The organism is Kitasatospora sp. NPDC059812, from assembly GCF_042732075.1.
GTDB lineage: Bacteria > Actinomycetota > Actinomycetes > Streptomycetales > Streptomycetaceae > Kitasatospora.
On record NZ_JBHWIO010000059.1, the window covers coordinates 42935 to 55590 of the forward strand.

Sequence of the window (12656 nt, forward strand, 5' to 3'; positions counted from 1 at the left end):
CCGCCGTCCAGCGCGACGGTGACCGCGAAGCCGCCGCACGGCCACCTGCCGAGCACCGGGGCGAACACCCACCTGGCCGGGCTGGCGGGGAGCCTCCTGCTCCTCGGCGGTGGGCTGGCATTGGTGACGCGCCGCAACCGTCGTCGCGGCTAGCAAACGGCGGCTGACGGCGGCGGTCCCCGGAGCCCGTGCTCCGGGGGCCGCCGCCGTTCTGTGCCCGTCCGTCGTCCGTCCGTCGTCCGTCCGGCTCGTGGGCGAGGGGCGGGCGACGGAGCGATCCGCAGCCGAACGGATGAACCCCCGCCACCGCCAGGCCCGCCGAGCCCGCGCCTGCCGCACCGGCACGGTAAGACAAGCCGGGCCCCTCCGCGGTGACACCGGTGTGATCGTTCCTGGCGCCGCCCACAGCCGAAGGAAGTAAGAGATGCACGAAACGAAGCACAAGGCCCGAACGGGTGCCGCCGCCGGCATCGCACTGCTCGCCCTCACCGCCCTGTCCGGCTGCCGCCAGCCCCACAACGGCGGTAGCCAGGACGTGCAGGCCGCTACGGCTGCACCCTCCGGAGAGGCTGCAAGCAGCGGTGAGATCGCCGTGCTGGAGCAGCCGACACTGCCGCCGCCGTCGTCCGTCGCCAACGACCAGGAGAAGCGCAAGCAGGTCGCCATCGGCACCTGCGAGGCGACCAAGGACGGCTGGCGCGCGGCCGGCACCGCGGTGAACCCCGGCGGCCGGGACGCGGATTACCGGATCGTCGTCTACTTCACCTCGGCGAAGGCCACGGTGCTCGCCCTCGGCGACACGGCGGTGAACGTCAAGGCGGGGCAGAGCGGCGCGTGGGAGGTGCGGCAGGCGTTCCACGCCCCGCAGGGAACCCTGTGTGTCCTGCGGGGCGTCAGCTGAGCGTCCGCCGCCGGGCGGTCTAGCGCGGCGGGGTCCGGTTCTCGTCGCAGGTGGTGCGTTGGCCGTGGAGGAGGAGGGGGACGGCGCGGTTGGCGAGGGCTTCGGCGGTGCGGGCCGCTTGGGCGGGGGCCATGACGTCCGGGAGTTCGTGGGCGGGGACGAAGCGGGCGCCGAACAGGCCGCTGCGGTGCCGGGGCGGGACGGTGAGGCGGGTGTCATCGCGCACGGTGCCGCCGTCGAAGACCAGGTTGAGGCGCTCCAGGTAGCGGTCGGCGGGGGTGAAGTCGACGGCCAGGACGTCCGCGAGGCGCAGGTTGAGGCCGGTCTCGGCATGCAGGTTGCGGGCGGCGGCGAGGTTGGGGGGCTCGTTGGGCTGGGCGGCGCCGCCGGGCAGGAGGAGGCCGTCCATGTAGTCCGGGTCGACGAGGAGGACGTCGCCGCGCGGGTTGCGGACGAGGACGAGGCAGCCGAGCCGGCACACCGGCGGCTTGGCGAGAAGGCGGGGGTCGCGCATCGGGGGGTTCACTTCCTGAGGGCGGCAAGGAGTATGAGGGAGAAGCCCGCCCACCACAGCAGGCGGACGAGGAGTTCAGCCGTCACGCGTCAGGCGCTCGTAACGCAGGCCCTTGCGGAGCAGGTCGACGACCCGCAGGAGTTCGGACGGGCGGGCGCAGCCGAGGCCGATGAGGTAGCAGCCGGTCCTGCGGCCGTGCTCCCAATCCACGTCGACGGACGGCAACTTCACCCCGGCCAGGGCGAGGACGGTGGTCAGGTCGTCGAGGACGTCGGCCGCCTGCCGCCGCTGGTCGACGGTGGCGCGGTAGACCTTCTCCCCCATCACGCCCCCACCTGCCGCCGAACCTCGAACCCCCGCCACGCGCTGAAGGCGGCGGAGAACGAGGAGAAGGAAGCCAGCTCACCCGAGGTGCCGCTGCGCAGCCACTCCCCCGTCGTCTCGTTCCGCACCCGGTAACACCGGCCCTCCGGGTCCCAGCGGACCCCGTAGCCGTGCAGCCGGGGCACTTGGACATCGCCCATGGGAGTAACCTTCCGCGATCAGAGTTTCACGTTCTGTGCACATGGTGGCTCTGTGTCGCCTAGCATCGGAAGTGGCAGACGACTTGACCTCGGCGGCCTGGAGAGTTGGAGCAGCCATGGTGAACATCAAGGAAATTGACCCGCAGTCATCCCCCTGGGCCCCGTTCGGGGTCCAACTCCGCAGGTCACGCAGGGCGATGGGCCTCAAGCAGGAACAGCTCGCGCGCAAGATCGGAGTCCACCCGTCCTACATCTCGTTCGTCGAACTTGCGCAGCGACCGCCGAGTGAGAAGTTTGCTACCAAGGCCGACGAGGTCCTGCAGACCGGCGGGACCCTGCTGCTGATGTACTGGCAGCTCAAGCACACTGCCCTGGTCCCAGGCTTCCCCGAGTACGCCAACTACGAGTCGACCGCGGAGCAGATCAAGCTCTTCGAGATCAACGTCATCCATGGCCTTCTGCAGACCAAGGCATACGCCACTGCTTGGGAGCAGGGGAATATCAGGCGAGGCACAGCTACCCCGGAGCAAGCCGAAGAACGCATCAACTACCTCCTCACCCGGCAGCAAACCCTGCGCCGAACGCCTCCGCCGATTCTGCACGCGGTGCTGGACGAAAGCTGTCTCAGGAGGACCATCGGCGGCCGAGACGTCATGATCGAGCAACTACTCCACCTTGAAAGACTGGCCAGTCAACCCAGGATCTTCATCCAGGTGGCTCCCTACTCTCTTGGCGAGAGCAGGCCGTTCACTCGCGTAGTAACCATACTGATGCTGCCGACACGCAAAATGATCGCTTACAGCGAGACCGAGCAGCGCGGCTACCTCGACCGCGATACCGAGTCGATCGCAGCCCTGCTCAGGGACTACGATCAACTGCTGGCCGGGGCCAAGAATCAGGCCGACTCAGTAGCTATGATCCGCTCGGTACGGAGGGACCTTGAATGGACGTCAAACTGACTCGCGCTTCCTGGCGCAAGAGCTCCTATAGCGGCAGTGGCGGTCAGTGCGTCGAGGTCGCCGACGGCTTCACCGACCTCATGCCCGTCCGCGACTCCAAGGACCCCGAGGGCCCGTCTCTCCTCTTTTCCTCCTCCGCCTGGCAGGCCTTCGTCACCGCCACCCGTACCGGCGAGTTCGACGCCAACTAGGCCTATCTGACGCCGGAGTGGGAAGTCATCCCCATCGACTTCCCACTCCACCCGCAGGAGGCAACCGCGATGGCAACCACCTGGCGCAAAAGCAGCTACAGCGGCGGGCAGAACGGCTGCGTCGAGGTCGCCGACGGCTTCAGCGGCGTGCAGCCCGTCCGGGACTCCAAAGACCCCGACGGACCCGTCCTCCTTTTCCCCTCCCCCGCCTGGCAGGCCTTCGTCACCGCCGTCCGCGCCGGCGAGTTCGACGCCCGGTAGCAGCAACTCCCGGCCCCGCCAACCCGATCCATGAGCGGCGGGGCCTTCTCAACCCCTCCACTCGGTTCAACCCACCGCCGCGACCTCAGGGGGTGATGAACGGATGATCTGGCCCAACACCGTGCGGGCGAACGTCAAGACCGGGCGCGACCGGGAGGTGTTCGCCGTCTACCCTTACCGCTCGGCCTGCCCGCAGTCGGTCTGGGCGCAGCTGATCGCCGAGGCCAGGTCCGACGTCTTCCTCGCCGGGTACATCGTGTGGCTGGAGCAGCCCGCGCTGCTTCAGACTCTGCGGCGCAAGGCCGAGAGCGGTTGCCGGGTCCGGTTTCTCCTCGGGGATCCGGACTCCGACACGACGCGTCAGCGCGAGCAGGTCGAGGACGTGGCGCTCACGGTGTCCACCAGGATCAGGGTCACCCTGGAGAACCTGGCCAAGCTCTCCGGTACCGAGGGCTTCGAGGCCCGGTTCAGCGCTCCGGACGACGGTCCGAACCATGTCGGCCTCTCCGTCTTCCGCTTCGACGAGCACGCCCTCGTCACGCCTCACCTCGCCCGCGCCGTCGGCCACGACTCGCCACTGATGCACCTGCGGCGCAGCGGGGAGAACGGCATGTTCGACCGCTTCGCCGAACACGTCGAAGAACTCTGGTCCCGGGGCGGCGGCATCCGGACCGGCCCGCGCTGACACCTGCGCCTAACCCGGCGCCGGGGTGGGAAGTCATCCCCATCGACTTCCCACTCCACCCGCAGGAGGCAACCGCGATGGCGATCACCTGGCGCAAGAGCACGTACAGCGGCGGGTCGAACGGCTGCGTTGAGGTCGCCGACGGCCTCACCGGCGTGCAGCCCGTCCGGGACTCCAAGGACCCCGACGGGCCCGTCCTCCGCTTCCGCTCCCCTGCCTGGCGGGCCTTCGTCGCCGCCGTCCGCGCGGGCGAGTTCGACGACCGGTAGTGGCAACTCCTGGGTGGGATGAAGGAGTTGTCGGGTCCGGGTGACCGCGTGCGTCAGCGGGCGGAGGTGTGGGTGGCCGGGCGGACGGCGTCGGGCAGCAGGTGGAGTTCGTAGGGGGTGTAGCAGTCCGACATCTCGCCTCCGACCACGGCGCCGCAGCGGCAGGCGCGGTTGGGCGGGCCGTCGCCGGGGGCTCCGCAGCAGCCGGGTGGGCCGCTCGTTGTCACGTGCCCGGTGAGGCCGGTCCCGTCGTCGGGGTGCAGGACGAAGGTGTTCCGGGGCCCGGCCGAGACGACGACCATTCCGTCGAAGTCGCTGATGCACGGGCCGCCGGGGTAGGCGGGGGGACAGCCGTCCTGGTCCTCGGCCGGGACGAACGGCGGTCCGTACGGCTGCGGATCGACGGCGTAGTGGCCGCGGGACATGGTGGGCGGGGCCTGTCGCCGGCCGTTGACGAGCTCGCCCTCGAACAGGTGCCGGGCCGGAACCGCCGGGAGGGGCTCAAGGTCGGCCGTGAGGGCCTCGCCGCAGGCGGCGCAATGAAAAATCGTCATCGCGGCATGTCTACAGCGCCGGCCCTCACCTCGCAACGGGATTCCGCTCCCCCGCCGGGCGGGGGCTCGCCCGTCAGCCGAACCGGAACACCCGGTCTGGCCAACTGCCCTCGGGCGTCGCGCCGTCGAGGGCCTCGCTGATCGTCCGTTCCTCGTAGGCGAAGTGGGATTCCATGATCGCCGTGAGGCCGTCGAGTTCGCGCCCGACCGCTTCCAGTCCTTCGCCGGGCGGTTCGGCCGATTCGGCGGCGCGGTCGGCGAGTTCGCGCACCCGGGTGAGGATGGCGGCGATCATCTCGTGGTCCTCGACGAGTTTGGCGACCGTCCCGGCGAGCTGCGGGCGTTCGCGCACCAGCCGGGCGAACATGCCCTCGTCCTCGCCCTGGTGGTGTGCCGTCAGTGCGGCGCAGAAGGCCAGGCAGTGGGTGCGCAGTGCGTCGCCGTCCGGGCGGCGCTGTCCGATTCCGGCTCTGATGCGGCCGACCTGGCGGCGCAGTTCCTGGTGTGCTCGGGAGAGTTGAAGGCTCAGGGCGACCACGCGGTCGCCGTCATGGGAAGCCACGGGAGGCGGCCCCTTCGGTTCCACACCTCCATGCCTGACGCTGTCCGCCACCGGCACGCGATGCTGGCGCCATCCGATCACGGGCCGCGGCGCCCTGTCTCGTCCCAGGAGGACTGGCCTCGCAATGGTACGACCACGTCGCGATGATTACTGAGGTTTTCGTGTGGTTGTCGGTAGTGACAGGTAGTGATCCCTGCGGTATGCCGGTGGTATGCGGTACGCGCAGGGTGGGGGCCTGACCGCTGAGCGGCGGGCGTTTCGTGAACAGGTGCGGCTCGAGGCCGCTGCCCGGTTCGAGGCCGGTGAGAAGACCTCGGCGATCGCTCGTGACCTGCGGGTCGGCGAACGGTCGGTGGAACGCTGGCGACGGTCTTGGCGTGAAGGGGGAAATGAGGCCCTGCGCTCGTCGGGCCCTGCGAATGTGCCGAAGCTGTCTGCGGCCCAGTTCGTCGAACTGGAGGAGGAGTTGGGCAAAGGACCCGCCGCTCACGGGTTCGAGGACCAGCGGTGGACCCTGGCCCGGGTCCAAGCGGTGATCGGCCGCCGGTTCCGGACGCGACTGTCGATCGCGACCGTGTAGCGGCTGTTGAAACGACACGGCTGGTCCTGGCAGGCCCCGGCCCGCAGGGCGCTGGAGCGGGACGAGCGCGCGGTGGAGCTGTGGAAGCAGGAGGTGTGGCCGCGGGTAAAAGCACCGCGGCGGCGCTCAGGGCCTGGATGGCCGGGTTCGCGATGACGCCGCCGCGCGCCCGTACCTGGGGCCGACGCGGGCACACGCCCGTCGTCCGTATCCGGGGACGCTCCCGCCGTCGGATCTCAGTGGCCGCACTCTGCTGCTACAAACCCGGAGAGAAGAGCCGGATGATCTACCGGCCCCGCTTCCACATGCCGTTCAAGGGAGCCTGCAAGAGCTTCGCCTGGACCGACTACCGCGACCTCGCCGTCCGCGCGCACATCCAGCTCGGCGGCCCTGTCGTCCTGGTCTGGGACAACCTGAACACACACCTGGCCGCCGGCATGAAACGGTACGCGGCTGAGCACGACTGGTTGACCGTCTTCCAGCTGCCGTCGTACGCACCGGACCTCAATCCGGTCGAAGGCCTCTGGTCACTCCTACGGCGCGGCCCTATGGCGAACGCCGCCTTCACCGACGCCGACCACCTCACCCGCACCCTTCGCCGAGGCCTGCGACACATCCAGCTCCAGTCGACCCTCATCGAGGGATGCCTGACCGGCACCGGCCTGTCACTCACTCCACCGACTCCACCCTGAAAACCTCAGTAGCCTCATGCCCGCTGCCTCGCCAGCGAATCCACCCGACTTGGCGCAGGTCCTGACCTCAACGAACCAGGAACGAGACGTCCTCTCAGGACGATCCGCTTGATACTTCCACATCCCATCGATGGGCCAGCCGTGTCTATATTTCGCCGAAGCGCCAAGAAGCCCTGCCGAACGTATTCGGCAGGGCTTCCGCTCAGGTGACCTGAGCATGTACACCAATGGCGGTAGCTATCCCCTCACCACCGTCTGGCGGGATCAGCCCGAGTAGCGGCGGAAGAACTCCCGCTCCGGCCAGCCGTCGTCGAACGACTCGATGAGGCGCTCGTACAGGCGACGCCGGTTCACGCCCTTCTCATGTCGGATGAGGATCTCCGCATGGTCGAGTACCTCTTGCCACCGCAGGCCGTACATGCAGTACTGCAGGACCTCCAGGCTCCAAGGGTCGATGTCCTGCATGAGCGTGAAGAATCGCGCGCGGACCGCGGGCCTGCAGCGCTCCCCTCCGCCGTCGATTTGATCGGCCAAGTCCTCGAGGAGTGGCTCGACCTGATCCACGCCATCGGCGAGATGCTGGATCTTCAGCAGGAAGTCGATCTTGTCGAGGATGAGGCCGCATCCACCATCGTCAGCAGCCGGGGAACTTGTACTCAACATACTTTCCTGTCGCCTCGAGTCCAACTTTATTGAAGGCGTCGACAGCTGCGGCTTCAGCATAGGTCCCCCGGGGCTTGTAATGGCCGGACTTGTTGTTCACCTCGGTCATCCTGCCGCTCTTGAAGCGAACCTCGCCGGCCGCCAGTACCTGTGCGCCCTTGGTGAGTGCGATGTGGCCATCGCCCTTGCCGATCAGCAGAGTACCGTCAGTCAGGACTACGTACACATAGTTGCCGGTGCGCTGCCCTACCGTGCCCGGAGTGAAGATCCTGGTCCAGCCATCCTTGTCCTCCGGGAAGAGGTTGTCGAACACCTTCGGGTTCGGATCGCCAGAAGCCCCGTCGTTGTGGACCAGTATCGATGTGTTTCCGGCGAACACGTAGTACGTGTGGACGTTGCTGATGGTGAGGTTGTACGCGGACTGCAGCATCGTCCAGTGCCGGGTGTTGATGATCCGGGCGACCTGGCCGTCGGAGGTCCGGACGGTGTCGCCGATGATCAGGTTAACCGCGTCGCGCCAGGCATGGCCGCTCTCCGACCAGTACGGATGGTGGCTGGTGGAGGTGATGGCCGCGGTAGTGCCGTTCGGTGCCGTGATCGTGAGCTCGGTGAACTCACGGTCGTCGGGAGTGTAGATCGTGGCCTCGACGCGTTGCGAACCGGTGACACCGGTGCCCGGATCGGTCGCCGTCACCATGTCGCCGATGCGGATCTGCTCGATCGGTCGGGTTGTGCCGTCGGCCATGAGTACGCTGGTGCCGGCGAGGAAGCTGTTAGCTTTGCAGGCTCTGCGGATGTCCGTCGCCAGCTTTGCCTCAGCCTCGAGGTCTTGGAACAACAAGTGGTCGACGGCGGCGTTGTTCCGCAGTGTCGCGAGCGCCGCCTCGGTCCCGACGCCGTCCGTCAGGGTGAGACGGAAGTTGCTGACGGCGTCGGCCGCCGAGTTGAAGCCCTTGATCGCCGCTTCGCTGTAGCCCTTGAGGGTGGCTTGGAGTGCGAGTTTGGCCTCTTCGATGCCGACGCCGGACGCGAGGGCGAAGCGGAAGGCGACGATGCCCTTGGCGGCCTTGGTCAGGGTGCCGACGGGGGCGAACGTCGCCGCCGCCCAGCCACAGGAGGCGTTCAGGCCGGGGTTGTTGAAGCACTTGACGAAGTCGTCGGTCAGCATATGGAGGAGCAGTCGGGAACTGTCCCCAGTCGCGCACATGCCTTCGGAACCACAGTAGACCTTGTAGTGCTGGGCGAAGTAGCTGTAGGTGAGCTCGATGGTGGAGTCGTACTGGGACTTGCCGTCAAGTTGCTGGGTGTTGAGAACGAGGGTGTCCCAGGTGCTGTACTTGCCCTTGCAGGCGGTGACACTGAGGCCAGCCTCGGGGCAGGTGCGCATGACGTAGTCGACGGTGCCGGAGACCTTGATCTTGACTGGGACAGTGCAGACTTGCTCCCCCGTGTCGTTCTTGTGCCAGGTCTTGGAGTCGCCGAAGAGCCAGCCGCCCAGGGTACCGGGGTCGTCTACGATGCACTTGGACATGTCGTCCTTGACGATGTCCGGCTTCACGTCATCGTGGGGCACGACCTCGACGTAGTACGCCCGGCCGCCGTTGTCGCTGCCGCTGCCGTCGCTGCCATCGTTGCCAACAGTGCCAGCCGCAGTCTCGGCGGTGGCAGCCTCTGTCTGCTGCTTCTGCCAGACGGCGGTCCAGGCTTCGGCGGCGGCCTTGTCGGCCTCGTCTGCGCTCTTGTGGGCAGCTGCGGCGCTGGATTGGGCCTGATCGGCGGCTTTCTTGGCGGTGGCCGCGTACTGGCGGGCCTGGGCCGCGTAGCCGGTGGCCATGGCCCCCGAGGCGCTGGCACTTCGTGCTGCGGCGTTGGCGGAGGCCGCGGAGGCCTGGGCCTGCTTGGCGTAACCGGCGGCTTGCTGGGAAGAGGTCTGTCCCTGCTGGGCGGAGGCCGCGGCCTTGCTGGACCAGTCGGCGGCCTGGGTCGCCGCAGCGCGGGCCTTGTTAGCGTAATCCGCGGCCTCGTCGGCGGCACCGCGGGCGGTGGCGTAGGACTGGGAAGCCTCGGCCGCGTACTGGCGGGCGAGGGCAACCGAGCCGTCGATGGTGGCGAGGTAGGACTGAATGGTGGCGATGTGGGTGGCCGTGACGGCATCGCGCTGCTGGGCCTTGAGCAGGCCCGTCTGCAGGAACGACACCAAACGGCTAGCCGGGCCGGAGAGGACGGCCTGGGCCGCGGCCTTGGTCTCGGGACCACCACTGGTCAGAGCCTGGGAGACCAGGACGCGATTGTCATCGTCGCGGGCCTTGAACTGGCCGGTGGCCAGGAAGGCGCGGACGTCGTCGATCGTTCCGTCTAGGGCCTGGCCGGCGGCTTCCTTCACGCCCGGGCCGCCGGCCGTCATGATCTGGGAGAGCAAGACCCGGTCGTCGTCGTCCTTGCCCGGGTACTGCCCGGTCGCCAGGAACGCACGCACCTTATCGGGGGTGCCCACCGAGGCGGTCTCCGCCGCGAGACGCTTCTCCAGCTTGCCCGGGGCCTGGGAGATCGCCATCACGCTGGTGCGGTCGTCGCGGTCCCGGGCCACCGCCAGGCCGGCGTTCAGGAAGGTCCGGACGGCGCTGTCATCACCCTCCAGGGCGGTCTGAGCAGCAGCCTTGGTCCACGGACCGCCGGCGTCCAGCAGCCGCAGCGCTGCCTGACGGCCCTTGAGGAGCGCAACCTTCGGGTCTATCCCGGCGGCTGTCGCGTCTTTGATCAGCTGTTCGGTGTCGGCCACGAGCTGGGTAGCCTTGCCGGCCTCCCATGCGGCGGTCCTGGCCTTCCGATCCGCCTCGCGGGATGCCTCGTCGGCGGCAGCCATCTCGACGGCCTGCTGCTCGTCCAGACGCTCCTGGTCGGAGGCGCGGGCGATGTCGGCGACCTTGTGGGCCTGCATGGCGGAGTTCGCGGCCGAGTCGGCGCCGGCGCCGGCCGCGGTGGCGGCAGCCTGTGCGGTGGTGGCCCAGCTTCCGGCGTCGCCGGCATGCTGGGCTGCCTCCTCGGCTGCGACAGCGGCCGCGTCGGCGTGGGTCGCGGCGTCGCTGGCGGCCCGTTGGGCATCGCCGGCCGCGGTGGCGGCGTCGTTGGCGATCTTCACAGTGGCATTCGCCGCGCGGGTGGCCTCGGCCGCGGCGCTCTTGGCGCGGGCGGCGGCCTGGCGGGCCCGGTAGGCAGCAGCGTCCACCACGCCCGAGTAACCTGCCGCCTCGGCGGCGGCTTGGGCGGCGGCAGCAGCGTTGATACCTGCGGAGGCAGCGGCCTGGGCCGCGGCGCGGGCCTGGGAGGCGGCGGTGCCGGCCCATTTGCTGGCCTCGGCCGCGGTGCGGGCGTCGACGGCGACGTTGCGGGCGGACACCGCCGCTGCACGCGCCAAATCCGCCTTCCCGGCGTCGCCGGCGGCCTCCGCAGCAGCAGCCAGCGCACGGGACGCGGCATTGCCCGCCTTCGTTGCGGCCGATGCCGCGGCGGCCGCAGCGTTCGCAGCCTGCCGGGAGGCTTCGTTCGCGGCCTTGGCCGCCGACGACGCGGTCTGGGCGGCGTCGGCCGCGCGCCCGGCAGCGTCCGCCGCGCGCCCGGCAGCGCTCGACGCCTGCCCGGCCGAACCCTGCGCGGCCTTGGTCTCGGTGGCAGCCCGCTCGGCGGCGTCCTTGGCCAGTCGGGTCGCATCCAATGCCTTGCCCGCCGCGTCCTTGGCAGTCCGGGACTGCTCTCCTGCCTGGGCGGAGGCATTCTTCGTCAGGTCCGCCAGCTGTGCGACGGTCAGCGTCTCCTGGTCGTGGGCTGCCGCGGTCTGGTAGCCGTACTGCAGGAACTGCTGGACGTCCTCCATCGTGCCGTCCAGCGCGGTGTTCGCAGCCTTCTTCACCTCCGGTCCGCCGGAGGTCATCAACTGGGAGAGCCGGACACGGTCGTCGTCTTCCCTTGCCTTGTACTGATCGACATTCAGAAACCTGGTCACGTCGTCGAAGGAACCGTCCAGAGCCGCGTTGGCCGCGGCCTGCACGCCGGGACCGCCTGCAGTCATGATCTGCGACAGCAGAACCCGCTGGTCGTCCTCGTAAGCCTTCCTGGCATCCTTATCGAGGAAAGCCTTCAGGTCTGCCGCTGACCCCTTCAGCGCGGCGGTACCGGCCTCACGCACCCCGGGGCCCGAGGTCGCGATCAGTTCCTCGATCCGTGTCCTCAGATCCTTCTCGGCTGCCGCCGCCTGACCTGTCGCCAGGAACATGGTTAGGTCGTCGGCCGAGCCCGTCAGCGCGGCTTCTGCGGCCCCACGCACCGAGGGCCCCCCCGCCTGCCACACCGCGACCACCTTCACCCGGTCCGCGTTCGGCCCGGTCGCCAACGGCACATCGGCCGCCACCGCCGGGATTGTCAGCAGCCCCGCCAACAGGCTGCCGGCCACGAAACCGGCCGCCAACCGCGACCGGGCCCGTGATGTCAATGACACCCTCATAGATATACGAATCCGTTCTGTCTGGGCGTGCTGAAGCGTCGTAAAACCATTAGCACGACGCTTCAGCAGCCCTGGAATTAGGTGCCAGAAGCGTGGGGTACGGAATGAAGCACCGCACCATGGCCTACCGCGCCGTTAGAAGGCCTTGTGGCAGGCGATATGCGTCATGTGCCGCCCACCCAGCTCATGGCGTGTTCCGCCAGGAGCCAGCACGGCCGTGAATCAGCCGGTGGTGGCGAAGGTCCAGCCAGGCATGGTTTCCCAGGTGAGCCAGTTGTTGTTCTTGTAGGTGGAGCGGGACATGGTGCCGTTGGTGCCGGTGGCGAAGAGTTCGAGGGTGTTGATGTAGGCGTTGTAGGTGGCGGAGGGGGTGCCGGAGAACTTCCAGTCGCTGATGGTGCTCCAGTCGGCCCAGGTCTTGGTGTTGTTGTCCCAGTAGTTGTGGCCGAGTTCGCCGGTGTTGCGGACGGCGAAGAGTTCGACGGAGTTGGCGGCGGGGTTGTAGACGGTGGTGGGGGCGCCGTTGAACTGCCAGTCGCCCATGGTGGTGATGTCGGACCAGCGTGCGCCGTTGAGGCTGTAGCTGTGGGCCATCGTGTTGTTGGTGGTGGTGATGAAGACCTCGGCGCTGTTGTTGGCCGGGTTCACGACGGCGGTGGGGCTGCCGGTCACGGCCTGGCCGCCGATGGTGCCCCAGTCGCTCCAGGTCTTGGCCTTGTTGTCCCAGTAGAGGTGGCCGAGTTCGTTGCGGCTGCTGGTGGCGAAGAGTTCGACGGCGTCGGTGGCGGGGTTGTAGAGGGTGG

18 protein-coding genes are annotated in these 12656 nt (G+C 68.6%); 10 read left to right on the forward strand and 8 right to left on the reverse strand.

The annotated features are described in order from the left end of the window. Positions 1 to 18 precede the first annotated feature (18 nt). The gene (locus ACFV6D_RS26160; RefSeq protein ID WP_380561294.1) at positions 19 to 153 is read left to right on the forward strand and encodes an LPXTG cell wall anchor domain-containing protein; all 135 of its coding nucleotides are present in this window, start codon (positions 19 to 21) and stop codon (positions 151 to 153) included. A gap of 271 nt (positions 154 to 424) precedes the next feature. After that, positions 425 to 901, forward strand: coding sequence for a hypothetical protein (locus ACFV6D_RS26165; RefSeq protein ID WP_380561278.1), 477 nt, complete (start codon positions 425 to 427; stop codon positions 899 to 901). Positions 902 to 920: 19 nt separating this feature from the next. Here the strand turns inward: ACFV6D_RS26165 and ACFV6D_RS26170 are convergent, their stop codons facing one another. From ACFV6D_RS26170 to ACFV6D_RS26180, 3 genes are all read right to left on the reverse strand, one after another. Continuing rightward, the gene (locus tag ACFV6D_RS26170; protein ID WP_380561279.1) at positions 921 to 1415 is read right to left on the reverse strand and encodes an NUDIX domain-containing protein; all 495 of its coding nucleotides are present in this window, start codon (positions 1413 to 1415) and stop codon (positions 921 to 923) included. Positions 1416 to 1490: 75 nt separating this feature from the next. Beyond that, positions 1491 to 1739, reverse strand: a complete 249-nt coding sequence (locus ACFV6D_RS26175) for a hypothetical protein (protein WP_380561280.1) — start codon at positions 1737 to 1739, stop codon at positions 1491 to 1493. Further along, positions 1739 to 1939, reverse strand: a complete 201-nt coding sequence (locus ACFV6D_RS26180; RefSeq protein WP_363378178.1) for a hypothetical protein — start codon at positions 1937 to 1939, stop codon at positions 1739 to 1741. Before ACFV6D_RS26180 ends, ACFV6D_RS26175 begins: the two co-directional genes overlap by 1 nt. A gap of 116 nt (positions 1940 to 2055) precedes the next feature. Here ACFV6D_RS26180 and ACFV6D_RS26185 point away from each other — a divergent pair, with 116 nt between their 5' ends. From ACFV6D_RS26185 to ACFV6D_RS26205, 5 genes are all read left to right on the forward strand, one after another. Next, the gene (locus ACFV6D_RS26185) at positions 2056 to 2898 is read left to right on the forward strand and encodes a helix-turn-helix transcriptional regulator (RefSeq protein ID WP_380561281.1); all 843 of its coding nucleotides are present in this window, start codon (positions 2056 to 2058) and stop codon (positions 2896 to 2898) included. After that, positions 2883 to 3089 (forward strand): DUF397 domain-containing protein, encoded by a 207-nt coding sequence (locus ACFV6D_RS26190; RefSeq protein ID WP_380380997.1) that lies wholly within the window; start codon positions 2883 to 2885, stop codon positions 3087 to 3089. The genes ACFV6D_RS26185 and ACFV6D_RS26190 overlap by 16 nt, the downstream gene beginning before the upstream one ends. Before the next feature lie 69 nt (positions 3090 to 3158). After that, entirely contained in the window at positions 3159 to 3350 is a 192-nt protein-coding gene (locus ACFV6D_RS26195; protein ID WP_380561282.1) for a DUF397 domain-containing protein, read from the forward strand. A 103-nt stretch (positions 3351 to 3453) separates the two neighbouring features. Continuing rightward, the gene (locus tag ACFV6D_RS26200) at positions 3454 to 4035 is read left to right on the forward strand and encodes a DUF5919 domain-containing protein (protein ID WP_380561283.1); all 582 of its coding nucleotides are present in this window, start codon (positions 3454 to 3456) and stop codon (positions 4033 to 4035) included. A gap of 77 nt (positions 4036 to 4112) precedes the next feature. Next, positions 4113 to 4304: a DUF397 domain-containing protein gene (locus tag ACFV6D_RS26205; protein WP_380561284.1), complete on the forward strand. Its 192-nt coding sequence runs from the start codon at positions 4113 to 4115 to the stop codon at positions 4302 to 4304. A 53-nt stretch (positions 4305 to 4357) separates the two neighbouring features. Here the strand turns inward: ACFV6D_RS26205 and ACFV6D_RS26210 are convergent, their stop codons facing one another. Beyond that, a complete protein-coding gene (locus ACFV6D_RS26210; protein ID WP_380561285.1) occupies positions 4358 to 4858 on the reverse strand; it encodes a hypothetical protein in 501 nt (166 codons plus the stop codon). 73 nt (positions 4859 to 4931) lie between these two features. Continuing rightward, positions 4932 to 5420, reverse strand: coding sequence for a hemerythrin domain-containing protein (locus ACFV6D_RS26215; protein ID WP_380561286.1), 489 nt, complete (start codon positions 5418 to 5420; stop codon positions 4932 to 4934). Positions 5421 to 5631: 211 nt separating this feature from the next. On the opposite strand from ACFV6D_RS26215, the gene ACFV6D_RS26220 reads away from it, so the two are divergent. From ACFV6D_RS26220 to ACFV6D_RS26230, 3 genes are read left to right on the forward strand one after another with little or no spacing between them, the layout of a single operon-like run. Continuing rightward, positions 5632 to 6000: a helix-turn-helix domain-containing protein gene (locus ACFV6D_RS26220; RefSeq protein ID WP_380561287.1), complete on the forward strand. Its 369-nt coding sequence runs from the start codon at positions 5632 to 5634 to the stop codon at positions 5998 to 6000. 6 nt (positions 6001 to 6006) lie between these two features. Beyond that, on the forward strand, positions 6007 to 6156 hold the full coding sequence (locus ACFV6D_RS26225) for a winged helix-turn-helix domain-containing protein (RefSeq protein ID WP_380561288.1): 150 nt from the start codon (positions 6007 to 6009) through the stop codon (positions 6154 to 6156). Continuing rightward, positions 6153 to 6692: a transposase gene (locus ACFV6D_RS26230; protein WP_380561289.1), complete on the forward strand. Its 540-nt coding sequence runs from the start codon at positions 6153 to 6155 to the stop codon at positions 6690 to 6692. The genes ACFV6D_RS26225 and ACFV6D_RS26230 overlap by 4 nt, the downstream gene beginning before the upstream one ends. Before the next feature lie 264 nt (positions 6693 to 6956). On the opposite strand, the gene ACFV6D_RS26235 is transcribed toward ACFV6D_RS26230, so the two are convergent. The 3 genes from ACFV6D_RS26235 to ACFV6D_RS26245 all read right to left on the reverse strand — a co-directional run. Continuing rightward, on the reverse strand, positions 6957 to 7352 hold the full coding sequence (locus ACFV6D_RS26235) for a hypothetical protein (RefSeq protein ID WP_380561290.1): 396 nt from the start codon (positions 7350 to 7352) through the stop codon (positions 6957 to 6959). Continuing rightward, a complete protein-coding gene (locus ACFV6D_RS26240) occupies positions 7327 to 11802 on the reverse strand; it encodes a polymorphic toxin-type HINT domain-containing protein (RefSeq protein WP_380561291.1) in 4476 nt (1491 codons plus the stop codon). Before ACFV6D_RS26240 ends, ACFV6D_RS26235 begins: the two co-directional genes overlap by 26 nt. Positions 11803 to 12075: 273 nt before the next feature. Then, the coding region (locus ACFV6D_RS26245) for a hypothetical protein (RefSeq protein WP_380561292.1) at positions 12076 to 12656 on the reverse strand (581 nt) is incomplete at its 5' end.

Excerpts from the sequence above, each read along its gene's own strand:
- ACFV6D_RS26165 (WP_380561278.1), top strand. The coding sequence starts at position 425 with ATGCACGAAACGAAGCACAAGGCCCGAACGGGTGCCGCCGCCGGCATC.
- ACFV6D_RS26170 (WP_380561279.1), bottom strand. The coding sequence starts at position 1,415 with ATGCGCGACCCCCGCCTTCTCGCCAAGCCGCCGGTGTGCCGGCTCGGC.
- ACFV6D_RS26175 (WP_380561280.1), bottom strand. The coding sequence starts at position 1,739 with ATGGGGGAGAAGGTCTACCGCGCCACCGTCGACCAGCGGCGGCAGGCG.
- ACFV6D_RS26180 (WP_363378178.1), bottom strand. The coding sequence starts at position 1,939 with ATGGGCGATGTCCAAGTGCCCCGGCTGCACGGCTACGGGGTCCGCTGG.
- ACFV6D_RS26185 (WP_380561281.1), top strand. The coding sequence starts at position 2,056 with ATGGTGAACATCAAGGAAATTGACCCGCAGTCATCCCCCTGGGCCCCG.
- ACFV6D_RS26190 (WP_380380997.1), top strand. The coding sequence starts at position 2,883 with ATGGACGTCAAACTGACTCGCGCTTCCTGGCGCAAGAGCTCCTATAGC.
- ACFV6D_RS26195 (WP_380561282.1), top strand. The coding sequence starts at position 3,159 with ATGGCAACCACCTGGCGCAAAAGCAGCTACAGCGGCGGGCAGAACGGC.
- ACFV6D_RS26200 (WP_380561283.1), top strand. The coding sequence starts at position 3,454 with ATGATCTGGCCCAACACCGTGCGGGCGAACGTCAAGACCGGGCGCGAC.
- ACFV6D_RS26205 (WP_380561284.1), top strand. The coding sequence starts at position 4,113 with ATGGCGATCACCTGGCGCAAGAGCACGTACAGCGGCGGGTCGAACGGC.
- ACFV6D_RS26210 (WP_380561285.1), bottom strand. The coding sequence starts at position 4,858 with ATGACGATTTTTCATTGCGCCGCCTGCGGCGAGGCCCTCACGGCCGAC.
- ACFV6D_RS26220 (WP_380561287.1), top strand. The coding sequence starts at position 5,632 with ATGCGGTACGCGCAGGGTGGGGGCCTGACCGCTGAGCGGCGGGCGTTT.
- ACFV6D_RS26230 (WP_380561289.1), top strand. The coding sequence starts at position 6,153 with ATGACGCCGCCGCGCGCCCGTACCTGGGGCCGACGCGGGCACACGCCC.